Annotated in this window: 19 protein-coding genes, 2 tRNA genes and 1 other annotated feature; of the genes, 16 read left to right on the top strand and 5 right to left on the bottom strand. The window is 41.8% G+C overall.

Features of this window, described 5'->3' with window-relative positions; all coding sequences use genetic code 11:
• Positions 1-89: 89 nt before the first annotated feature.
• Positions 90-443, bottom strand: coding sequence for a ribonuclease P protein component (gene rnpA, locus ACFFGV_RS20355; RefSeq protein WP_377351808.1), 354 nt, complete (start codon positions 441-443; stop codon positions 90-92).
• A gap of 122 nt (positions 444-565) precedes the next feature.
• Entirely contained in the window at positions 566-700 is a 135-nt protein-coding gene (gene rpmH / locus ACFFGV_RS20350) for a 50S ribosomal protein L34 (protein WP_377351807.1), read from the bottom strand.
• A 690-nt stretch (positions 701-1,390) separates the two neighbouring features.
• On the opposite strand from rpmH, the gene dnaA reads away from it, so the two are divergent.
• The 8 genes from dnaA to ACFFGV_RS20310 all read left to right on the top strand — a co-directional run bounded on the left by dnaA (position 1,391) and on the right by ACFFGV_RS20310 (position 11,720).
• Positions 1,391-2,743, top strand: coding sequence for a chromosomal replication initiator protein DnaA (gene dnaA, locus ACFFGV_RS20345; RefSeq protein ID WP_377351806.1), 1,353 nt, complete (start codon positions 1,391-1,393; stop codon positions 2,741-2,743).
• 192 nt (positions 2,744-2,935) lie between these two features.
• Positions 2,936-4,078 (top strand): DNA polymerase III subunit beta, encoded by a 1,143-nt coding sequence (dnaN, locus tag ACFFGV_RS20340; RefSeq protein ID WP_377351805.1) that lies wholly within the window; start codon positions 2,936-2,938, stop codon positions 4,076-4,078.
• 159 nt (positions 4,079-4,237) lie between these two features.
• Positions 4,238-4,459, top strand: a complete 222-nt coding sequence (gene yaaA, locus ACFFGV_RS20335; protein ID WP_377351804.1) for a S4 domain-containing protein YaaA — start codon at positions 4,238-4,240, stop codon at positions 4,457-4,459.
• Between the two features lie 29 nt (positions 4,460-4,488).
• Positions 4,489-5,607, top strand: coding sequence for a DNA replication/repair protein RecF (recF, locus tag ACFFGV_RS20330; RefSeq protein WP_377351803.1), 1,119 nt, complete (start codon positions 4,489-4,491; stop codon positions 5,605-5,607).
• 9 nt (positions 5,608-5,616) lie between these two features.
• Positions 5,617-5,901, top strand: coding sequence for an extracellular matrix regulator RemB (gene remB, locus ACFFGV_RS20325; protein WP_377351802.1), 285 nt, complete (start codon positions 5,617-5,619; stop codon positions 5,899-5,901).
• 37 nt (positions 5,902-5,938) lie between these two features.
• Complete coding sequence (gyrB, locus tag ACFFGV_RS20320) at positions 5,939-7,867, top strand: DNA topoisomerase (ATP-hydrolyzing) subunit B (RefSeq protein ID WP_377351801.1); 1,929 nt, start codon at positions 5,939-5,941, stop codon at positions 7,865-7,867.
• 143 nt (positions 7,868-8,010) lie between these two features.
• Positions 8,011-10,536 carry a DNA gyrase subunit A gene (gene gyrA, locus ACFFGV_RS20315; RefSeq protein WP_377351800.1) on the top strand — a complete coding sequence of 842 codons (2,526 nt, stop codon included), beginning with the start codon at positions 8,011-8,013 and terminating at the stop codon, positions 10,534-10,536.
• 89 nt (positions 10,537-10,625) lie between these two features.
• Complete coding sequence (locus ACFFGV_RS20310) at positions 10,626-11,720, top strand: HD-GYP domain-containing protein (RefSeq protein WP_377351799.1); 1,095 nt, start codon at positions 10,626-10,628, stop codon at positions 11,718-11,720.
• Positions 11,721-11,765: 45 nt separating this feature from the next.
• On the opposite strand, the gene ACFFGV_RS20305 is transcribed toward ACFFGV_RS20310, so the two are convergent.
• The gene (locus ACFFGV_RS20305) at positions 11,766-12,725 is read right to left on the bottom strand and encodes a YaaC family protein (RefSeq protein ID WP_377351798.1); all 960 of its coding nucleotides are present in this window, start codon (positions 12,723-12,725) and stop codon (positions 11,766-11,768) included.
• 142 nt (positions 12,726-12,867) lie between these two features.
• On the opposite strand from ACFFGV_RS20305, the gene guaB reads away from it, so the two are divergent.
• The 6 genes from guaB (at position 12,868) to ACFFGV_RS20275 (ending at position 19,690) form a co-directional block, all read left to right on the top strand.
• On the top strand, positions 12,868-14,337 hold the full coding sequence (gene guaB, locus ACFFGV_RS20300) for an IMP dehydrogenase (protein WP_377351797.1): 1,470 nt from the start codon (positions 12,868-12,870) through the stop codon (positions 14,335-14,337).
• Between the two features lie 404 nt (positions 14,338-14,741).
• Complete coding sequence (locus tag ACFFGV_RS20295) at positions 14,742-16,076, top strand: serine hydrolase (protein WP_377351796.1); 1,335 nt, start codon at positions 14,742-14,744, stop codon at positions 16,074-16,076.
• A gap of 195 nt (positions 16,077-16,271) precedes the next feature.
• Positions 16,272-17,156, top strand: coding sequence for a pyridoxal 5'-phosphate synthase lyase subunit PdxS (gene pdxS, locus ACFFGV_RS20290; protein ID WP_377351794.1), 885 nt, complete (start codon positions 16,272-16,274; stop codon positions 17,154-17,156).
• A 40-nt stretch (positions 17,157-17,196) separates the two neighbouring features.
• On the top strand, positions 17,197-17,787 hold the full coding sequence (pdxT, locus tag ACFFGV_RS20285; RefSeq protein ID WP_377351792.1) for a pyridoxal 5'-phosphate synthase glutaminase subunit PdxT: 591 nt from the start codon (positions 17,197-17,199) through the stop codon (positions 17,785-17,787).
• A 37-nt stretch (positions 17,788-17,824) separates the two neighbouring features.
• Positions 17,825-18,047 (top strand) — a binding site (T-box leader).
• 64 nt (positions 18,048-18,111) lie between these two features.
• Positions 18,112-19,386 (top strand): serine--tRNA ligase, encoded by a 1,275-nt coding sequence (gene serS, locus ACFFGV_RS20280; RefSeq protein ID WP_377351790.1) that lies wholly within the window; start codon positions 18,112-18,114, stop codon positions 19,384-19,386.
• A gap of 211 nt (positions 19,387-19,597) precedes the next feature.
• Positions 19,598-19,690, top strand: a tRNA-Ser gene (locus ACFFGV_RS20275).
• A 290-nt stretch (positions 19,691-19,980) separates the two neighbouring features.
• On the opposite strand, the gene ACFFGV_RS20270 is transcribed toward ACFFGV_RS20275, so the two are convergent.
• Entirely contained in the window at positions 19,981-20,661 is a 681-nt protein-coding gene (locus ACFFGV_RS20270; RefSeq protein WP_377351788.1) for a deoxynucleoside kinase, read from the bottom strand.
• On the bottom strand, positions 20,658-21,299 hold the full coding sequence (locus ACFFGV_RS20265) for a deoxynucleoside kinase (RefSeq protein ID WP_377351786.1): 642 nt from the start codon (positions 21,297-21,299) through the stop codon (positions 20,658-20,660). Before ACFFGV_RS20265 ends, ACFFGV_RS20270 begins: the two co-directional genes overlap by 4 nt.
• A 217-nt stretch (positions 21,300-21,516) precedes the next feature.
• Between ACFFGV_RS20265 and ACFFGV_RS20260 the strand changes: the two genes are divergently transcribed.
• Both ACFFGV_RS20260 and ACFFGV_RS20255 read left to right on the top strand, forming a co-directional pair.
• Positions 21,517-21,589: transfer RNA gene (locus ACFFGV_RS20260), tRNA-Arg, on the top strand.
• 87 nt (positions 21,590-21,676) lie between these two features.
• On the top strand, positions 21,677-22,465 hold the full coding sequence (locus ACFFGV_RS20255) for a gluconate 2-dehydrogenase subunit 3 family protein (RefSeq protein ID WP_377351784.1): 789 nt from the start codon (positions 21,677-21,679) through the stop codon (positions 22,463-22,465).
• Positions 22,466-22,481: the final 16 nt, after the last annotated feature.

Here is a 22,481-nt window from a genome sequence, read left to right as displayed (position 1 = left end):
TCCTTACATTACCTAATCCGTACATAGCATACAGTCACTCTGTATTTTACCACTTTTCCCTCACTAGGTTCTATATGAAATCTTCGTGGTTATTTTACATTCGATTTTACCAGAAGATTGGTTTTCGACAATACATGCGTTAAGCTTTTCTTCATTTGAAAAAAGTCCATTTGGTTTGTAGGTTTACGCGCAATAATTACTATATCATATGAAGGGTTCATGGAAGAACCTAGCTCATGAAAAGCTTGGCGTAGATAACGTTTAATTTGATTTCTAGTAACAGCATTTCCAATTCTTTTACTTACAGACAGTCCTATCCGAAATTGCTCTTGATCCTCTTTTTTTAAGTAATAGAGCACCAGCTGTCGATTGGCAAATGATTGGCCGTGTTTAAAAACGTGCTGAAATTCCTCGTTCTTTTTAATTCGATTTTGTTTCTTCATGCTAGATCCTCACTCCATTAAAGGACAAACAATGCCTTCGTTCCTTTTTCCAGTTTCCCTAGACGACCTTCTTCGGTCTACCCCAAAACTAGAAAAAAGACCACTGAGTCTTATTCAGTGGTCTATGCAGATAATACTTTTCTTCCTTTTTGGCGACGACGCTTTAGTACTTGACGACCTTTAGCATTGCTCATACGTGCGCGGAAGCCATGTACCTTTTTGCGCTTACGGTTATTTGGTTGAAATGTACGTTTCATTTATTTACACCTCCCTGAGGAATTTAATAATCGATACTCAAAAGACAGTCCAATTCATTATAAAAAATTACCCCTCGTAATGTCAACTTGTTTTTCAAATGTATTCCCGCCCTTCCTTGAACAGTTCGTCATAAACATACCCTGTGCATAACTTTTTCGTCATTTTTTTATTATCCACACCACATATCGACAAGTTAATCACAAAATATAGTGTTGTGGATAATATTTATCTACAACCGGTAGACAATGTGGATAACTGTCGAATAACCGTTGCGCTATTAGTATTTATTTGGTATTATATTTGTGTTTTAATAATGAATAACTCATCATACAAATCAATATTATCCACACTCTGTGGAAAACCTGTGGATATTTATTAACACCTATGTTTACATAGTTATCAACAACTGTGTGGATATTGGTCATAAGTTATCTGATATACTGTTACTATAACAGTTAACCTTCCACAAATAGAAAACACATTAGACTTCTACAAAAGTTGTACAATCACCTCCGGATCTTTCTTTTCTGGAATGTTTCATTCTTACAAGGAGAGAAAGAACGTGAGGTTTTTTGTTTCCTAGTCCCCTCTATGCGGGCTGTGGCACCTGAAATAAGAGGCAGGAAGCATGTTGCGAAAGCGTAATGAATAGATTGCGTTTTTTCTATAGAAGAAAGGGGTGAGAATGCTTGGAAAATATTAATGAGCTATGGGAGAATACGCTGAGCAAAATAGAAGAAAAAATCAGCAAACCTAGCTTTGAAACCTGGTTAAAGAGTACAAAAGCCGATTCTATTACAGAAGATACTCTCGTTATCGTAGCGCCAAATGAATTCGCTCGGGATTGGCTGGAGAGTCGGTATTCGACATTAATTTCCGATACCTTACATGAAGTAACAGGCGCACAGCTCAGAACGAAATTTATTATTCCTGAGACTAAGGAAGAATCAATAGATGATGTGAAGCCTGCTATTAAAGCTTCCAACAATAAAGATAATGACCAAGAGGAATCACCGCAAAGTATGTTGAATTCGAAGTACACGTTCGACACTTTCGTTATCGGCTCTGGGAACCGTTTTGCCCACGCAGCCTCTCTTGCAGTGGCAGAAGCACCAGCTAAAGCATATAATCCACTATTTATCTATGGTGGAGTTGGTCTTGGAAAGACGCACTTAATGCACGCAATCGGCCATTATGTGTTGGATCATAATCCATCAGCTAAAGTGGTTTATCTTTCCTCTGAAAAATTCACTAACGAATTCATTAATTCTATTCGGGATAACAAAGCAGTGAATTTCCGCAATAAATATCGAAATGTGGACGTGCTATTAATAGATGATATTCAGTTCTTGGCCGGAAAAGAACAAACACAAGAAGAATTCTTCCATACCTTTAACACGTTACATGAAGAAAACAAACAAATCGTCATTTCTAGCGATCGGCCACCAAAGGAAATTCCGACACTGGAAGACAGGCTTCGTTCTCGTTTTGAGTGGGGATTAATAACAGATATTACCCCACCAGATTTAGAGACAAGAATCGCGATATTAAGAAAGAAAGCGAAAGCAGAAGGATTAGACATTCCAAATGAAGTGATGCTGTATATCGCCAATCAAATCGACACCAATATACGAGAGCTTGAAGGTGCCCTTATACGTGTTGTCGCCTATTCTTCCTTGATCAACCGCGATATTGATGCATCTCTGGCTGCTGAGGCTTTAAAGGACATTATCCCAAGCTCTAAACCGAAAATCATTACTATTAAAGGGATACAGGAGATTGTCGCAGAAAAATACAACATTAAGATAGAAGACTTTGCAGCGAAAAAACGCACGAAAACTATCGCATATCCTAGACAGATTGCTATGTATCTATCAAGAGAAATGACTGATTTCTCACTGCCGAAAATTGGCGAGGAATTTGGAGGTAGAGACCATACAACCGTCATTCATGCTCATGAGAAAATTTCTAAAGCATTAGGAGAGGATCATCAACTTCAAAAGGAGATTGATGAGCTGAAAGAGACGTTAAAATCACAATAGGTCCGTTTTTCCCCCTGTGCATAACCCTATCATATGTCCCAAGAGTTACCCACACCCTATCCACATGTGGATAACCTTACAGCATTAGGGTTTAACCCAGTTATACACAAATTCACAGCCTATATTACTACTACGGACCTTTTAAATAATAATAAATAAATATATATCATCCATTTAGGAGGATTTTATCAAATGAAATTTACAATACAACGGGATCAGTTAATGGACAGCGTTCAAGATGTAATGAAGGCTATTTCTTCTCGTACTACGATTCCTATTTTGACTGGGATGAAGGTAGAAGCTACAGAGTATGGAGTAAAGCTTACTGGTAGTGACTCGGATGTGTCCATTGAATCCTTTATCCCTAAAGAAGAGGACGGAATTGTGTATGTAGAAAATATTCGTCCTGGAAGTATCGTGCTTCAAGCTAAGTATTTCCCAGATATCGTTCGGAAATTACCACAGCAAACAGTAGAGCTGGAAGTGGATGATCATTTAAACGTCAGCATTCGTTCTGGTAGTGCTGAATTCCATTTAAATGGCCAGGATGCTGAAGAATATCCACAGCTACCTCAACTAAAAACAGAGCAAAGCTTTGAAGTGCCTATCGATCTATTAAAAGACTTAATTCGACAAACCGTATTCGCGGTGTCCACCTCAGAAACACGCCCCATCTTGACAGGTGTAAACATGATGGTGGAAAACGAGGATTTATATTTTGTAGCTACTGATAGTCACCGTTTAGCGTCTAGAAAAATTCCGATGCAGGATCAAATTCAAAACATGTCGTTCCAGAACGTGGTCATTCCAGGGAAGAGCTTAACAGAGCTTAATAAAATTCTTGATGACTCCCAGGAGACCATTGAGATTAGCGTGACAGAAAATCAGATTCTGTTCCGTACACAGCATCTATATTTCTTGTCTCGCTTATTGGATGGGAATTATCCTGAAACATCCCGATTAATTCCTGATCAAAGTAAAACAATTATGCAAATTGATACAAAGGAATTGCTGCAGTCAATTGATCGTGCTTCTTTACTGGCGAAGGAAAATCGCAATAGTGTCGTTAAGCTAACGACAAAATCAGACAACCACATTGAAATTTCGAGTAACTCACCAGAGGTCGGGAAAGTAGTGGAAGAAGTGACATCAGAATCATTAGAGGGCGAAGAGTTAAAAATCTCCTTTAGTGCAAAATATATGATGGATGCGCTGAAGGTCATTGATACGGAAAAAGTGAATATTCAATTCACCGGAGCGATGCGACCGTTCTTAATTCGTCCGATTGATAACGATCAAATTCTTCAGCTGATTTTACCTGTGCGAACTTATTAATTTAGTAAAAGAAAATACCTGTGTGGCAAGGGTTTTAATGCTCTTGTCACTTTTTTTATGTGGATCTAGAAGAGGACAAGCAGGTGCGCGCTTTTCTTCTTAGCTTTTATTTAGTAAAATAGATAGAAGGCCAATTAATATATGTATAGGGTGAACATAATGCATGAACGTATTGAAATAGAAACGGATATGATCCAGCTGGGTCAATTTTTACAGTTAGCCAATGTCATTGAAACAGGCGGAATGGCAAAGTGGTTTTTGTCTGAGGTTCCAGTATTTGTTAACGGAGAGCCGGAAAATCGTCGTGGTAAAAAGTTATTCATTGGAGATGTCGTTGAAATAGAAGATGTCGGAAGCTATGTAGTCGTGAAAGAAGAGTAATTCCCATCAGGAACTAAAGGGGAATCCCAATGCATATTGAAGAAATAGCACTAAAACAGTATCGGAACTATAAGGATCTCCATTTACAATTCGATGACAAGGTGAATGTAATTATTGGCGAGAACGCCCAAGGTAAAACTAATTTGATGGAAGCTATTTATGTGCTCGCTTTTTCCAAATCTCACCGTACCCCTAGAGATAAAGAACTTATCATGTGGGACGAAGAGTATGGTAAAATAAAAGGGAATGTGTTTAAACGCAAACGAAAATTCCCGCTAGAAATAGTGGTTTCCAATAAAGGCAAAAAGGCAAAATTAAATCATTTAGAACAGAAGCGTTTAAGTGACTATATTGGAGCGCTTAATGTTGTGATGTTTGCGCCTGAAGACTTAAACCTGGTTAAAGGGAGTCCTCAGGTTCGTCGTCGTTTTATCGATATGGAAATCGGTCAAATACAACCAGCATACATTTACCATTTAGGACAGTATCAGAAGATATTGAAGCAAAGGAATCATTTGCTGAAAGAGCATCAGCGAAAGGACAAGAAAGATCGAACCATGCTGCAAGTATTAACAGAGCAGCTGATTGAACATGCTGCAACCATCGTGGAGCGACGCTTTAAATTTCTACATTTACTGAGACAATGGGCTTTGCCGATCCATGATGGAATTAGCAGGCATCTGGAAGAGCTTGAAATTGCTTATGATGCTTCCCTTGATGTATCAGAAGGCATGGATTTGTCCACAATGGTAAAGGTATTTCAAGATAAATTCAGAGATGTAGAACAAAAAGAAATAGAGCGAGGTACCACGTTAGTTGGTCCTCACCGTGATGATTTGATCTTTTATGTGAACGGGAAGGACGTACAAACATACGGATCTCAAGGCCAACAACGTACGACAGCTCTGTCTTTGAAACTAGCTGAAATTGAGCTTATCCATAGCGAAGTAGGAGAATATCCCATTTTGTTGTTAGACGATGTATTGAGTGAGTTGGACGATTATAGACAGTCCCATTTACTGCATACCATTCAAGGAAAAGTGCAAACCTTTGTGTCCACTACGAGTGTGGAAGGGATTGAGCACGAAACCTTGCAGCAAGCGGATATATTTTATGTAACAGAGGGTCAGGTTACCAAGGAGAAATGAGGTGGCAGTTTGTTTATTCATCTAGGGGAAGATCACGTGATAGAATCACATGATGTTATTGCTATTATTGATTATGAATTATTATCTTCTTCCTCGATTGTTGAAGAAATGATTGTGAACCAGCGAAACAACCAAAGAGTGATAGAGTCACCGAATGAAGAGGCGAAAGCGATTGTCATTACGAAGGATTATATATATTTCAGCCCGTTATCAGTACTCACATTGAAGAAACGTGCGAACATAACGACTACCTTAAATAAAATGGAAGATTTCTCTGAAGGTTTTGTTGATTAGATAAAATAAACCTGGTGAAAGAAGTGTAGGTGAGAGCATGACTATGGAAGATAAACTAACGGAAAATCAAGCGTATGACGAAAGTCAAATACAAGTCCTGGAAGGCCTCGAGGCTGTAAGAAAAAGACCTGGTATGTACATTGGCTCTACCAACGAGAAGGGTCTACACCACTTGGTGTGGGAAATTGTAGATAACAGTATTGATGAAGCACTTGCTGGCTATTGTGATCATATCGAGGTAACCATTGAGGCAGATAACAGCATTACGGTTACGGATAATGGCCGTGGAATTCCAGTAGGGATGCATAAGAAAGCCAATCGTCCTGCTGTTGAGGTTATTTTGACGGTGCTGCACGCCGGCGGTAAGTTTGGCGGCGGCGGGTATAAAGTATCCGGCGGCTTGCACGGGGTGGGAGCCTCTGTTGTAAACGCCTTGTCTAGTGAACTAGAGGTGTTCGTTCATTTGGATGGTCAGATTCATTACCAGAAATACCATCGTGGAATTCCGAACGAAGATTTGAAAGTAATTGGTGAAACAGATGTCACTGGGACTCGTATTCACTTCATACCGGATGATGAAATCTTTACAGAGACAAAGGAATTTGAATTTGAAACGTTAGCTAACCGTCTAAGAGAATTGGCATTCCTTAACAAGGGTCTCCAAATTTCTATCAAAGATGAACGCGAGAATGAAAATGAGAAGCGTGATTTTTATTATGAAGGCGGAATTGTTTCTTATGTAGAGCACTTGAACCGTACCCGTGAGCCTCTTCATGAAGCGGTGTATGTTGAAAGTGAAAGCGAAAATATCAGCGTAGAGGTAGCTCTTCAGTATAACGATGGATTTGTTAGTAATATTTACTCTTTCGCTAACAACATTCATACGTATGAGGGTGGTACCCATGAATCAGGCTTTAAGACTGCTTTAACGCGTGTTATTAATGATTATGCTCGCCGTAATCAAATGTTTAAAGAAAACGACCCTAATTTAACTGGGGATGATGTTCGAGAAGGCTTAACAGCTATTATTTCCATCAAGCATCCCGACCCTCAGTTTGAGGGACAGACGAAGACAAAGCTTGGGAATAGTGAAGCAAGAACCGTCACGGACAATATTTTCAATGAGCGTTTTTCCAAATTCATGTTTGAGAATCCGGATACAGCTAGGAAAATAGTAGAAAAAGGGCTGATGGCATCTCGGGCCCGAGCTGCTGCTAAGAAAGCGAGAGAGCTTACTCGTCGTAAAAATGCGCTGGAAGTATCCAATTTGCCAGGTAAGCTTGCTGACTGTGCTACGAAGGATCCGAATATTAGTGAGCTGTATGTAGTAGAGGGTGACTCTGCAGGCGGTTCTGCTAAGCAAGGCCGGGATCGACATTTCCAGGCCATCCTTCCTTTACGAGGTAAAATCATTAATGTGGAGAAGGCTCGTCTCGATAAAATATTATCTAACAATGAAGTGCGAGCAATTATTACGGCACTTGGAACTGGTATTGGAGAGGAATTTGATATCTCCAAAGCTCGTTATCACAAAATTGTTATCATGACGGATGCCGACGTGGACGGTGCCCATATACGAACTCTATTATTAACCTTCTTCTACCGATATATGCGCCCGTTATTGGAATATGGATATGTGTATATTGCGCAGCCACCTTTATATAAAATTCAACAAGGTAAGGCAGAATATTACGCTTTTAACGATAAAGAGATGGAAGCGAAATTAGGGGAATTATCTAATTCTCCAAAGCCTAGCTTACAGCGTTACAAGGGTCTTGGAGAAATGAATCCAGAGCAATTATGGGAAACGACGATGAACCCAGAATCCAGAACGCTTCTACAAGTAGGGTTGCAGGATGCAATGGAAGCGGATGAAATCTTCGAAATTCTTATGGGTGATAAGGTCGAGCCCCGAAGAAACTTTATTCAGGATAACGCTCAGTACGTTAAGAATCTGGACGTTTAAATAAGAGAGGGATAGCACCTTAATTGGTGTTGTCCATCCTTGGATTTAGTGCATACGTTAACAGAAACGAAATTTAATAGAGTAGCTAGATAGGAATATAGTATTCTCTATCAGCAGGCCCTCATTAGAAGTAGGAGGTCGTTATGGTGGATCAACAACGTCCCCAGGTACAAGAAATAAATATAAGCCAGGAAATGAAGACATCGTTCATGGATTATGCCATGAGTGTTATCGTATCTCGTGCTCTCCCGGATGTGCGAGATGGGCTGAAGCCTGTGCACAGAAGAATTTTGTATGCTATGCATGACTTAGGTATGCATTCGGACAAAGCCTATAAAAAATCCGCCCGTATTGTTGGAGAAGTAATTGGTAAGTATCACCCGCACGGTGATTCTGCCGTATATGATTCGATGGTACGTATGGCTCAGGATTTCAACTTCCGCTATATGCTAGTGGATGGACATGGTAACTTCGGTTCTGTCGATGGTGATGCAGCAGCAGCCATGCGTTATACCGAAGCAAGAATGTCTAAAATTTCAATGGAAATTTTACGTGATATCAATAAAGATACGATTGATTATGACGATAACTATGACGGGACAGAAAAAGAGCCTCTCGTTCTACCTGCCCGTTTTCCGAATTTGTTAGTAAATGGAGCTAGTGGTATCGCTGTTGGAATGGCAACTAATATTCCGCCTCACCATTTAGGAGAGGTTATAGATGCTGTCCTTGCTGTTAGTAAAGATGGCGATATTACCATCGACGAGCTCATGACAGACTATATTTACGGGCCCGATTTCCCAACAGGTGGTCAAATACTTGGTAGAAGCGGAATTCGTAAGGCATTTGAAACCGGGAAGGGCTCTTTAACGGTTCGTGCTAAAACGCAAATGGAAGAGCAAGCCAACGGTAAAACGAGAATTATTGTGGATGAGCTTCCTTTCCAGGTAAACAAAGCGAAGCTTATCGAGAAAATTGCCGAGTTGGTTCGAGATAAGAAGATTGATGGAATCACTGACCTTCGTGATGAATCCGACCGTGATGGCATGCGAGTAGTGATCGAATTGCGTCGCGATGTAAATCCGAACGTAGTCCTAAACAATCTCTACAAGCAGACAGCTCTGCAAACGTCCTTTGGTATTAACATGCTTGCGCTAGTGGATGGTCAGCCAAAGGTATTAAATCTGAAGCAGACGCTTGAACACTACCTGGAACACCAGAAGGTCGTTATCCGTAGAAGAACGGAATATGAGCTTCGTAAAGCGGAAGCAAGAGCCCATATACTCGAAGGCTTGCGTATTGCGCTTGATCATATTGATGAAATTATTACCCTTATTCGCGAGTCTCAAACGACAGATGTAGCGAAGGAAGGGCTCATGACTAAATTTGAGCTTTCTGATAAACAAGCTCAAGCTATCCTGGATATGCGTTTACAGCGTTTAACGGGACTAGAGCGTGAGAAAATTGAAAACGAATATCAGGAGCTTGTTAAGCTGATTGCTGAATTAAAGGCTATTCTTGCGGATAATGAAAAAGTATTAGAAATTATCCGGGAAGAATTATTAGAAATTAAGGAACGCTTTAACGATACTCGTCGCACAGAAATTATTACAGGCGGGGTAGATATGATTGAGGATGAAGACCTCATTCCAGAGGAAACCATTGTTGTAACGTTAACCCATCAAGGGTACATTAAACGTTTGCCAGCCTCCACCTATCGCTCTCAGCACCGAGGCGGCCGAGGTGTTCAGGGCATGGGCACGAATGAGGATGATTTCGTGGAGCACCTCTTATCTACTTCGACGCATAATACATTACTGTTCTTTACCAATAAAGGAAAGGTGTATCGTGCTAAAGGATATGAGGTTCCTGAATTCAGCCGGACGGCAAAGGGTATTCCCATCATCAACCTGCTCGAAGTAGAGAAAGGGGAATGGGTTAACGCCGTCATCGCTGTAGAGGACTTTGCTGATGATTGGTACTTGTTCTTTACTACCCAGCAAGGGATATCCAAGCGGACCACCCTATCCCAATTCAGTAATATTCGCCGCGGCGGATTGATTGCTCTTAACCTAAGAGATGATGATGAGTTGATTTCTGTACGTCTGACAGATGGTACGAAGCATATCATGATTGGTACGAAAGGCGGCTATCTAATCCGTTTCCCAGAAGAAGATGTTCGGACAATGGGAAGAACAGCTACTGGGGTGAAGGGAATTTCCCTGCGTGATGACGATGAGGTCGTTTCCATGGAAATCATTGAGGATGGACTTCAAGTATTAAACGTTACGACTAAAGGATACGGCAAGCGTACACCTGCCGAGGAGTACCGTATAACCGGGCGTGGTGGTAAAGGAATTCGCACTTGCCACTTAACCGATAGGAACGGGGAAGTCGTAGCCGTTAAGCCAGTAACAGGGGAAGAGGACGTTATGATTATTACCGTAAGCGGCGTATTAATCAGAATGGCCGTAGAGTCTATTTCTCAAACTGGTCGGAATACGCAAGGAGTACGCCTCATTAAACTTCAGGAGAACGAAGAAGTAGCAACAGTAGCTAAGATCAATAGCGAAGAGGAAGAAGATGTTATGGAAGCAGAGGATATCGCCACAACAGAAACTCAAGAACCAGTAGAAACGGAACAACAAGATATAACAGAAGAAGAGTAAGACGAAAAAGAGGATACACATGTTATTGTGATCCTCTTTTTTTTTGAACGCTATCATAGGGGATACCAAAAGATACGGGGGAAGCGTATATGAAAGTCCATCCTAAGCAATTAGAGGTAGGTTGTATGATCATTCAAGATGTCATGGGGAAAACCAACCAGCCAATCATTCCAAAAAATACAGTCGTAAAACCAATACATATTGAAGTATTACAGAAATTCTTAGTGGAGGAGGTAGAGATTAGCCATAAACGAGCCGATGGGGACTCCTTTCTACCCAATCATGAAATAGAGGAAGAACAAATAAATGAGGAGCGTGCTGCCTCTACCATCAATAGCTATTTCTCTGACCATTACCTAGATGCGGTACAGCACTATAAGGCAATGTTTAAGCATTGGCAGGCTGGATCGCTTGTGGATATAACCAAAGTTCGAGAAGTTATTGTACCCCTCATTGAGGAAGCATTAATAAATAAGAGTGAGGTATTTATGCTGCATCACTTCTCCTCAAAATCCGATTACTTCTACCACCATAGTGTAGCTGTCGCCTTATTGTCTTCCATAGTTGCAGATAAGCTTGGATACAGTCACGGAGAGGTTATACAGATAGGATTAACTGGTTTTCTAAGTGACTGTGGAATGGCAAAGATAGAGAATCATATTCTTACGAAAAAAGGCGCTCTGACCAATGATGAGTTTGAAGAGGTGAAAAAGCACCCTACATACTCCTATCGACTTCTCGAGCATATACCAGTATTGAAAAAGGGTGTTCTGCTTGGCGTGTTGCAGCATCATGAACGAATGGATGGCAGTGGGTATCCGATTGGTTTGCATGATGCTAAGCTGCACCCCTTCGGAAAAATCGTTGCGGCTACCGACATGTACCATGCCATGACATCAGAGCGTCTGTATCGCTCGAAGCAGTCTCCGTTTAAAGTGCTGGAGGAGCTTATGAGTGACCAGTTCGGGAAATTTGATCATACTATCGTACAAGCCTTCATAAACAGTATGGTTACTTTTACAACGGGTACATTGGTACGGTTATCGAACAATGATATCGGAGAAATCATCTTCATGGAAGGAAGTCTTCCTACAAGGCCCATGATCAAGCTGCAAAGTGACAATGCCATTATTCACCTGAAAGAGCATCCCACGCTCTATATTGAAGAAATGGTAACACTGTAGTATATATGAACGCCAAAAACCGCCTGTGGTTTAATCAGGCGGTTTTTATGTTCTCTTTTGATGAAATCCGTGGGCAATGAGAAGTGGTATTTTCTGTTCGGTAATCCGGAGAAATGACTTAATAAAGATTATATCTTCACTGGAAAAGGAATGAAGCTGCTCACCCCACCATTCTGTTTCATAACGACAAATCATGCTTAGATTATACAGCATGAGATAATGACATAGGATCTCAGGAAACGGATGGAAAAGCTGTCGATTTTGAGGAATAGCGTATCCTTCATTATGGTGATCATAATAAAAAAACGGGTGATTCAAATCATCTAAAGGTTTATTTAAATAGATACGGATATGATTTGAGTTTTCTTCTATCCTTTGAATTAAGGAGGATGCTCGCTTCATACCCTTCTCAAAGTAAGATAGTGTCCAATTGTAATCGTCTAGTATCGTATTAGGAATGGACCACTCGGTTGCTGTTACCTTACCAAGAAAATAAGTATTGTTCTTTCCTTTTGAAAGCTGAAACAACGGTTCCATCTCCGGTATCCTATTTAACAAATCGTGCATCGGCAGCTTTTCCATTGGAAATTGTTCCACATGAAACAAATGTTTGGCGACAGAAGGGAATAATCCTTTCTGTTGTATTTTCACTTCATCCTCTAGAAAGGAGTATTGCTGCTTCTTTCGTTTGCGTGTAGATACACCGTGGGCCAGCACGCTGCTGTTCTCGGGATAGTCCGGGCATTCTGTTAACAAATAGGCTTTTAATAATTGCCCCATACCATAAAAATAAAGGACAGGCTGAATCATAAGCGGAGCCTGTCTGGCTTGATCATAATAGGTTTGGCTATGTTCTAAGTAGTACATAAAACGATAGGTATTTTCATAACTCTTTTTTTCTCCTTCCTGTTTAGGTAAATCACGGTAGCAATACGCAAGGAAGGATTGTGCTATTGGAGCGGACTGTAGGTACTCCGAAATGGACTGAAAATTTCGTATATTCATGGTGCCGTTTTCACCCCCTAAAAACAGTTGAAAATACTCTTTTGTTGTCGTATTGTTAGTAAAAATATATAAAATTCAAACAGGTTTGGCTTAGTTTACCCAAATGTAACAAATCCATGATGAAGAAATGAGGAGGGGTTCCATGCGTGAAGATAAGTTTGCAAAGGAAAGCTTGACGTTTGATGATGTACTACTGTTACCTGCTAAATCGGACGTATTGCCAAAGGAAGTACAGGTGAAGACAGAGCTATCCCAACATCTCAAGCTGAATATGCCGTTGATTAGTGCAGGTATGGATACAGTCACAGAGGCGGAAATGGCCATTGCAATGGCTCGTCAAGGCGGTTTAGGGGTTATTCATAAGAACATGTCCATTGAGGAACAAGCAGAGCATGTCGATCGCGTCAAGCGAAGCGAAAGCGGGGTTATTTCCAACCCATTCTTCCTTACACCAGAGCATCAAGTATATGATGCTGAACATTTAATGGGAAAATATCGTATTTCTGGCGTACCTATTGTGGACAACGAAGCAGATCAAAAGCTAGTGGGAATTCTTACGAATCGAGATCTTCGCTTTATACAAGACTATTCCATTCTTATTTCCGAGGTCATGACCTCATCAGACCTTGTCACAGCTCCAGTTGGAACTACCTTAGAAGAAGCAGAAAAATTGTTGCAGGCACATAAGATTGAAAAGCTGCCACTCGTTGACGATTATGGAATGTTAAAGGGTCTTATTACCATCAAGGATATTGAGAAAGTGATTGAATTTCCAAACTCGGCTAAGGATGCTCAGGGACGACTGCTAGCAGGAGCTGCTGTAGGTGTTACGGCTGATGCAGACCTAAGAATTGCCAAGCTTGTCGAAGCAGGGGTAGACGCTATTGTTATAGATACAGCGCACGGCCACTCCCAAGGAGTAATGGATCAAGTAGCAAAGATTCGAGCTCAGTATAAAGAATTAAATATCATAGCTGGTAATGTAGCTACACCTGAAGGTACCCGTGACTTGATTGAAGCAGGCGCTAACGTGGTTAAGGTAGGGATTGGACCAGGATCCATTTGTACGACCCGTGTCATAGCCGGAGTAGGCGTGCCTCAAATATCAGCTGTCTATGAATGTGCAGAGGAAGCGAAGAAGCACAATATCCCTATTATCGCAGATGGTGGTATTAAATACTCTGGGGATGTTGCTAAAGCACTTGCTGCTGGAGCGCATGCTGTTATGCTGGGAAGCCTGTTTGCAGGAGTATCCGAGAGTCCGGGAGAAACGGAAATCTTCCAAGGACGTCGCTTTAAAGTGTATCGAGGCATGGGGTCCGTTGGAGCTATGCAATCAGGCTCAAAGGATCGTTACTTCCAGGAAACAGAGAAAGTGAACAAGCTCGTTCCAGAAGGTATTGAGGGAAGAGTCCCTTACAAAGGTCCACTTTCTGATACGGTACACCAGCTAATCGGTGGACTTCGCGCCAGCATGGGCTATTGCGGAGCACGGAGTTTAGACATGTTCCGAAATGAGTCACAATTTACCCGCATAACCAATGCAGGACTTCGGGAAAATCACCCACATGATGTGCAGGTGACCAAAGAAGCACCAAACTACTCTATATAATGCATAGCACTTATATCAAGAAGGAACCCTGGCTCCCCTAACCGGAGCCAGGTTTTTTTGCTCTGTTAAAGACCGAACTTGATGGTAGATTGATCCAACTGCTACATCGTGTAGCAACACCGAACATCCCTCACGTCGTGTGGGGCAGCAGGAAAGTGAGCGTTTTTCAGACCATACCCTTCCTCACATATAAGTAAAGGGCCAACAGTATCACCAATCCAACTCTTCCACATAAGGGACGCAATACACTTATATCATGAACATATAGGAACAAAGCTTTTCTATAACAAAGGTTCAACCCTGTGCATTTGTTTGCATACAGGTGGAAAGTCTTGTTTCTATTCCATGCTTTCCTGTGATAAAATAACCTCATGTACATAAACAATTTTGGAGGTTGAAGAGGGTTGAAACATAGATTTAAGTCAGCGTTTTTAGTACTCACATTATTGCTTGTTACATTTACTTCCATGGTCGGGAACCCAACAGAAGTTTCCGCAAAATCAGTAGATGTAGAAGCTAAATCTGCCATCTTAGTAGATGCGAAAACAGGCAAGGTTTTATTTGAAAAGGAAGCGGATATCGCCCTTCCACCGGCTAGTATGACCAAGATGATGACCGAATATCTTGTGCTGGAAGCCATTGAAAAAGGAAAAATCAGCTGGGATACCACAACACAAATCTCGGATTATCCTTATAGTATATCTGCCAATACTAGTTTTTCTGGTGTTGGGTTGAAGCAGCAAAAAGACTACACTGTACGTGAACTATATGAAGCTATGGCCATTAATTCTGATAATGCAACAACGATTGCACTAGCGGAATTAGTAGCTGGTTCTGAAGGTGAATTTGTTAAGATGATGAACCAAAAGGCAGAGGAAATGGGCTTGCCTGATTCTAAATTTGTGAATGCAACAGGCCTATCGAATACTGACTTGAACGGTAAGCATCCGGAAGGTACAGAAGCTGATGCAGATAATTTACTTTCTGCGCGTTCTGCAGCCTTATTAGCTTATCACCTCATTAACGATTATCCTCAATCCCTTGAGATATCCAGCATCCCAACGACTAAGTTTGAAGATCAGGAAATTCAAAACTGGAACTGGATGCTGCCAGGAATGCCTGGACAGCTAGCACCGTTTAGCTATGAAGGAATGGACGGATTGAAAACAGGCTGGACGGATCTTGCAGGATTTTGCTTTACCGGAACAGCAGAGCGTAATGGTCAGCGCTTCATCAGCGTTGTTATGAAGACGGATAGTAAAGAAGCTAGGTTTGACGAAACTCGTAAACTATTGGACTACGGATTTAACCAATTTGAAGAAAAAGAGCTTTACCCTGCCAACCATCAAATCAAGGATGAGTCTACGTTAGAGGTTACCAAAGGGAAAGAAGACACCGTTGATATTGCCACAGCTGAACCGTTAACGGCTCTCATTGAGAAAGGGTCAGAGGATCAATACAGCGTTGAATATGAATTAGATGAATCTAAATTCAATAAGAAGGATAAGCTGACGGCACCGATAGAAAAAGGGGAAAAAATCGGTACCATGAAGCTCAAGCATAGCAAAGATGATTTAGGATATATTACTGACAGTAGTGCAGCAGGTAATTCGGTTGATGTTGTTACGCAGTCTAGTGTAGAGAAAGCGAATTGGTTCGTACTATCTTTACGGGCTGTGGGCGGCTTCTTCAGTGATATTTTCTCTAGTGTTGTAGATACTGTAACTGGTTGGTTCTAGAACCGGTGAGAATAAGCAAGAAACCAACTAGTTATACGTACCTATCTATTAGGTTCTTTGCACCAAATTCCCAGTTTTTCTAGAGTAGGCAGATCGAGAAGAATGCGATACAATAGACAAGGAAGAAAAATGTTCTTATTTTCAAAAAATAAAGAGGATAATAGAATGTTTCTATTGAGATAGGGAGGAATTATAGTGTCAAGAACAGGTACAGATCGTGTGAAGCGTGGAATGGCTGAAATGCAAAAGGGTGGCGTTATCATGGACGTTGTGAACGCCGAGCAAGCAAAGATTGCAGAAGAAGCGGGAGCGGTTGCGGTAATGGCATTAGAGCGTGTTCCAGCTGATATCCGTGCAGCTGGCGGGGTTGCTCGTATGGCGGATCCATCTATCGTCGAAGAAGTGATGAATGCCGTTTCTATTCCAGTAATGGCTAAGGCTCGTATTGGACATGTTGTGGAGGCACGTGTGCTAGAATCCATGGGTGTAGATTACATCGATGAGAGTGAAGTACTAACTCCTGCTGATGAAGTGTTCCATATTAAGAAAAATGATTATACAGTTCCGTTTGTTTGTGGATGTCGTGACCTTGGAGAGGCAACTCGCCGTATCGGGGAAGGTGCTTCCATGCTTCGTACAAAAGGGGAGCCTGGTACTGGTAATATCGTAGAAGCGGTTCGCCACATGCGTGAAGTACAATCTCAAATCCGTCAAGTTGTCAGCATGTCGGAGGACGAGCTGATGACCTATGCTAAAAATATTGGCGCACCATACGAACTGCTACTGCAAATTAAAGAAGAGGGTCGTCTACCAGTCGTTAACTTTGCAGCAGGTGGTATTGCAACTCCAGCAGACGCTGCGCTAATGATGCAGCTTGGTGCTGACGGTGTATTTGTTGGCTCTGGTATTTTCAAATCCAATAATCCGAAGCAATTCGCTCGTGCTATCGTAGAAGCAACAACTCACTATGATGATTACAAGCTTATTGGTGAACTGTCTAAAGGCTTAGGCACAGCAATGAAAGGCATGGAAATGTCTACATTAAGTGCAGAAGACCGCATGCAAGATCGCAGCATGTAATGATAAGCACGCATTATTCGACATTAAAGGAGAATGCATCATGACGAAGGTTGGTGTATTAGGATTACAAGGTGCGGTTAGAGAACACGTTCGTTCTTTAGAGGCAAACGGTGTTGAAGGCGTTATTGTGAAACGAGTGGATCAGTTAGAGGAGCTGGATGGTCTCATAATCCCTGGTGGAGAGAGTACCACGATGCGACGATTAATTGATAAATATCACTTCCTAGAACCACTGAAGCAATTTGCAAAGGCGGGTAAACCCGTTTTTGGTACGTGTGCAGGTCTTATTTTACTTGCTGCTAATATCAAGGGGACCAATCAGTCGCACCTTGCTTTAATGAATATGACGGTGGAGCGTAATGCCTTTGGACGTCAACGCGAGAGTTTTGAAGCGAGCCTTGATATAAATGGCGTAGCGGACGGGTATGAAGCTGTGTTTATCCGGGCACCCTATATTGCAGAGGTGGGTGCTGGCGTTGATGTACTTGCTACCTATCAAGGTAAGATTGTAGCAGCACAGGAAGGAACGTTCCTTGTGTGTGCCTTCCATCCGGAGCTGACGGAGGACCATCGTTTAACTGGTCATTTTGTTAAGATGGTGAAGGAAGCGAAGAAATCCCTTGCATCCTAAGTGAAAATTAGCTATATTAAATGAACAAACCTACCAATGAAACGCGATGAAAGGAATTAGTAACAATCCCTCCTTCTTTCCAGAGAGCTGGTGTCTGCTGCAAACCAGTGAAGGACATTGTGAATCCATCCTTGAGCTGATATGCTGAAACGACAGTAAGCATGTCCGGTGTACACACACCGTTATCGAGAATGAAGCCGGGAGAATTAGTATCTCCAATCAGGGTGGCATCGCGGGAATATACAACTCTCGTCCCTACTTTTATAGTAGGGATGGGAGTTTTTTTATTGCATAGAGAAGGAATATCATAAGGAGGAAAAGGAAATGTTGGACTTAAAATACCTACGTAACCATTTTGGAGAAGTAAAAGAAAAGCTACAAAAACGTGGAGAGGATTTATCCGATTTAGATACCTTTGGAGAATTAGATGAACGCCGTAGAGAGCTAATTCGAGAAACAGAGGAGCTGAAAGCGAAACGTAATGAAGTGTCTAAGCAAATCTCCGCAATGAAGAAGGAGAAAAAGGATGCGGACCATCTGATTACAGAAATGCGTGAGGTTGGAGACCGTGTTAAAGCGTTGGATACGGAGCTGAAAGAGGTAGAAGAGCAATTGGAAACATTGCTTTTATCCATTCCGAACATCCCTCATGAATCTGTACCAGTTGGGGAAGATGAAGAGGATAATGTCCTAGACCGTACATGGGGAGAGGCCCCTGCATTCTCCTTTGAACCAAAGGCCCATTGGGACATTGCTGATCAGCTGGACATTCTGGATTTTGAACGTGCCTCTAAGGTAACAGGCAGCCGTTTTACATTCTATAAGAAGCTTGGTGCTCGTTTAGAAAGAGCATTGATGAGCTTCATGATGGACCTTCATGCAGAAGAGCATGGATATGAGGAAATGATTACGCCTCAAATCGTTAATCGCAGCAGCATGACTGGTACTGGACAGCTTCCGAAATTTGAAGAAGACGCATTTAAAATTGAGGATTGGGATTATTTCCTTGTGCCAACAGCTGAAGTACCAGTAACTAACTATCATCGGGAGGAAATTATCGATGGAGAGGAGCTGCCGAGAAAGTATGTAGCCTTCAGCACGAATTATCGCTCTGAGGCAGGATCTGCTGGAAGAGATACTCGCGGCTTAATTCGTCAGCATCAATTTAACAAAGTCGAACTAGTACAATTTGTGAAGCCAGAGGAATCCTATGATGTATTAGAGCAGTTGACGGGTCATGCTGAAAAGGTATTACAGCTGCTGGAGCTTCCTTACCGAGTAATGAGCATGTGTACTGGCGATCTTGGCTTCACAGCTGCCAAGAAGTATGACATTGAGGTTTGGATCCCAAGCTCCAACACCTATCGTGAGATTTCTTCTTGCTCCAACTTTGAAGACTTCCAAGCACGCCGTGCGGGCATCCGCTTCCGTCGGGATAAGCAAGGTAAGCCAGAATTTGTTCATACATTGAATGGCTCTGGACTTGCAATTGGACGTACGGTAGCAGCTATCTTAGAAAATTATCAGCAGGAAGATGGCTCTGTTGTTATCCCAAATGTACTGCGCCCATACATGGGAGGAAAAGACGTCATTCAATAGTGGATAGAGTTCCCGGACACCTACCAGTAAATGCTGGTAGGTGTTTTGTAAAGTATAAAAGGTACTGCTCTTGATTTTCTTAGGCATGTCCGGTACACTTCCCATTGGTGTGTGTCACGGTAAGGATAATCGACACATAAAAGAAGTATAGAATTTGTCGAACTATGTTGACACTATTCTAGATAACTGATATATTAGTATTTGTCGTTACGGAGGAGTACCCAAGTTCGGCTGAAGGGAGCGGTCTTGAAAACCGCCAGGGGGTTAACGCCCCGCGGGGGTTCGAATCCCTCCTCCTCCGCCATTTTTTATGCGCGTAAAAATTGGAGATTGAAAATCGTTGTTAACGATTTTGTATATGAGCCGAAAAAGCATCCTATCTATTAGGGTGCTTTTTTTATATGCTGGAAGGAGTGGTTACGTTTAAAAATAGTAAGGATAGCCCCTAAAATACAAATCCCCTATAAACACCACAATAAGATTCCAACTCCATAACACAGCCTCCAGCACCCCTACATTGCCCAATGAACATTATTATTAATTTTCCTAAATAAAAAGGACGAAATCACATCTGATTTCGTCCTTTTCCTTCCGTTACGTCAGTTGTCGAGATTTCCATTTACGAGACTGCTGAATAAAGTGGCCGATTTTTTCTAGGATTGGTTCAATTGAGTTTTCCTCGTTTACAATGTCATAATCTGCGATATTCACTCGAAGAACAGGGCAGGAATTGAAGTCATCAATCCAGTTCTCATACCTGTTAAACATTTCTTCCCAATAAGCCATTGGAGTCTGCTGCTCCATCGGGCGACCTCTTTCTTTAATACGTCCATAAATGTCATCGAAGGAGCCTTCTAGATAAATCAACAGGTCCGGATGAGGGAAATATGGGGTCATAACCATGGCGTCGAATAAGCTCTTATACGTGTTATAATCTACTTCGTTCATGGTCCCTTTCTCGTAATGCATCTTGGCGAAAATGCCTGTATCCTCATATATAGAGCGGTCTTGGATGAACCCTCCGCCATATTCGAAGATTTTCTTTTGTTCCTTAAAGCGCTCAGCAAGGAAATAAACCTGTAAATGGAAGCTCCAGCGCTCGAAATCGTAATAGAATTTGTCTAGATATGGGTTTTTATCTACTTTTTCGAGAGATGTACGGAAATTCAATGCATCCGCTAGAGCATTGGTCATTGTAGATTTCCCTACTCCTACTGTTCCAGCGATAGTAATGACCGCATCATTTGGAATCCCATATTCGTTTCGTCGGTTCATGTGATAACTTCCCCTTTTTCGAAGTGATTCTGTATCGTTTGGATCATGTAATCCAAGTCGTCTTGGTGTTTGATGAAGTCTAAATGATCTCCATTAAAGTGGATAACTGGGATATCAGGGTGATCCTGCTGGAATTTATTCATAAAGAGCTCATAGTCCTGAGAGAGCTGTTCCAGATAGCTCTCTTGAATATTTTGTTCGACTTCCCTGCCCCGTTTGCGAATTCTCTCTAATAAAGTATCGAGACTTGCATGTAGATAAACAATCATATTAGGCCTTGGCATATCCTGTGTCAAAATATCATAAATCTGGACGTACTTTTCGTACTCTTTTTCCTGTAGAGTACGCTCAGCAAAAATTAAATTTTTGGAGATGTGGTAATCCGATACAACGGCTTGGTCGTTAGCAAGATATTTCTGATCTATATCTTGTAACTGTTTATAGCGATTGCATAGGAAGAACATTTCCGTTTGAAAACTCCACTCTTCAATATCATCATAAAACTTACCGAGAAAAGGATTCTCTTCTACAATTTCTTTTAACAACGTATATTGAAACTGGGAGGCTAATTTTTTTGCGAGGGATGTTTTTCCTACGCCGATTGGTCCTTCTACTGCAATAAAAGGCGTTCGTCCCATCTCTCCTCCTCCTTCATGATAAACAGTCCTATTGTGCTACGTTCTGACAGACAAATTATATTCTATCATAATCGACCGATCCAAGTAACTGGGAGAAATCCTGAAAATTATTTCAACGTCTCCGTAAATAATTCCAGTTTTGGACAATTATTTTAATCTCTATACTTTGCAAAAGGAGAAAGCTTTATTATAATATATATCGCAAGTGAAAAAATGTGGCCCCGTAGCTCAGGGGATAGAGCATAGGTTTCCTAAACCTTGTGTCGCAGGTTCGAATCCTGCCGGGGTCGTTATTTGTCGCAACATCTGGAAAGCTCATGACGAGAAAAGTCGTCATGAGCTTTTTTTATTCCCTTCTCTAACAGGTATATCTGTTTTTGGCATCGGAGATAATGGTAGGAACTACAGGGCCGGAGGGGACGATTATGGTAGAGAAGGAAACATTCAGTAGAAGAGAGTTTCTTAGAAAGAGTGGCTATGCTGCAGGTGGCGTAGTTGGTGGCAGCTTGGTAGCAAGTCTCATTACCATGCAGATTTTAGAGGAGCCAAAGAGGGGGAAGAAAGGCACTCTACTGGATGGCAGCTATCACGATGCTTTTATGTTCTTTACGAATCGAGATGATTTTCGGGTGCTTGCTGCGGGAACGGAGCGTATTTTTCCTGAGGATGAGCATGGTCCAGGTGCTATTAAGCTAGGCGTTCCGTTCTTTATCGATCATCAGCTTGCCGGGGCGTGGGGGAACAATGCCAGGGAGTATCGTCAGGGTCCTTTTTATAAAGGAGAGCAAACCCAAGGGGCTCAATCCCGATTGACGCGAGGAGAGATTTTTCGTCAGGGTATTCGAATAATGAAAGAAATAAGTCAGCAAGATTATAACGGTAGCTTTCAAGATTTGACGGCAGACCAGCAGGACGACCTATTACTTGCCTTAGAGAGAAATAAGGTGACGATGAAGGGTGCTTCCTCTGCGGAGTTCTTTGAGCTGCTTCGGGCTGCAACATTGGAGGGTGCCTATGCTGACCCGTTATATGGAGGTAATCGGGATATGGAAGGCTGGCGGATGAAGCAATACCCTGGTGCGCAAATGGCGTATAGGAAGCATATTGATAAGCGAGCCTTTGTCGAAATGGAGCCGCAGAGTCTGCATAATATGTTAAACAAGTAAATAGGGAGGGAGATAG

Source organism: Pontibacillus salicampi (assembly GCF_042434395.1).
Lineage (GTDB): Bacteria > Bacillota > Bacilli > Bacillales > BH030062 > Pontibacillus > Pontibacillus salicampi.
Note: the sequence above shows the minus strand (reverse complement) of the source record. Positions and strands in the feature narration are given on the sequence as shown.

Bases quoted from the DNA above. Each gene is read 5' to 3' on its own strand.
- rnpA (WP_377351808.1), bottom strand. From the start codon at position 443: ATGAAGAAACAAAATCGAATTAAAAAGAACGAGGAATTTCAGCACGTT.
- rpmH (WP_377351807.1), bottom strand. From the start codon at position 700: ATGAAACGTACATTTCAACCAAATAACCGTAAGCGCAAAAAGGTACAT.
- dnaN (WP_377351805.1), top strand. From the start codon at position 2,936: ATGAAATTTACAATACAACGGGATCAGTTAATGGACAGCGTTCAAGAT.
- yaaA (WP_377351804.1), top strand. From the start codon at position 4,238: ATGCATGAACGTATTGAAATAGAAACGGATATGATCCAGCTGGGTCAA.
- recF (WP_377351803.1), top strand. From the start codon at position 4,489: ATGCATATTGAAGAAATAGCACTAAAACAGTATCGGAACTATAAGGAT.
- gyrB (WP_377351801.1), top strand. From the start codon at position 5,939: ATGACTATGGAAGATAAACTAACGGAAAATCAAGCGTATGACGAAAGT.
- gyrA (WP_377351800.1), top strand. From the start codon at position 8,011: ATGGTGGATCAACAACGTCCCCAGGTACAAGAAATAAATATAAGCCAG.
- ACFFGV_RS20310 (WP_377351799.1), top strand. From the start codon at position 10,626: ATGAAAGTCCATCCTAAGCAATTAGAGGTAGGTTGTATGATCATTCAA.
- ACFFGV_RS20305 (WP_377351798.1), bottom strand. From the start codon at position 12,725: ATGAATATACGAAATTTTCAGTCCATTTCGGAGTACCTACAGTCCGCT.
- guaB (WP_377351797.1), top strand. From the start codon at position 12,868: ATGCGTGAAGATAAGTTTGCAAAGGAAAGCTTGACGTTTGATGATGTA.
- pdxT (WP_377351792.1), top strand. From the start codon at position 17,197: ATGACGAAGGTTGGTGTATTAGGATTACAAGGTGCGGTTAGAGAACAC.
- serS (WP_377351790.1), top strand. From the start codon at position 18,112: ATGTTGGACTTAAAATACCTACGTAACCATTTTGGAGAAGTAAAAGAA.
- ACFFGV_RS20270 (WP_377351788.1), bottom strand. From the start codon at position 20,661: ATGAACCGACGAAACGAATATGGGATTCCAAATGATGCGGTCATTACT.
- ACFFGV_RS20265 (WP_377351786.1), bottom strand. From the start codon at position 21,299: ATGGGACGAACGCCTTTTATTGCAGTAGAAGGACCAATCGGCGTAGGA.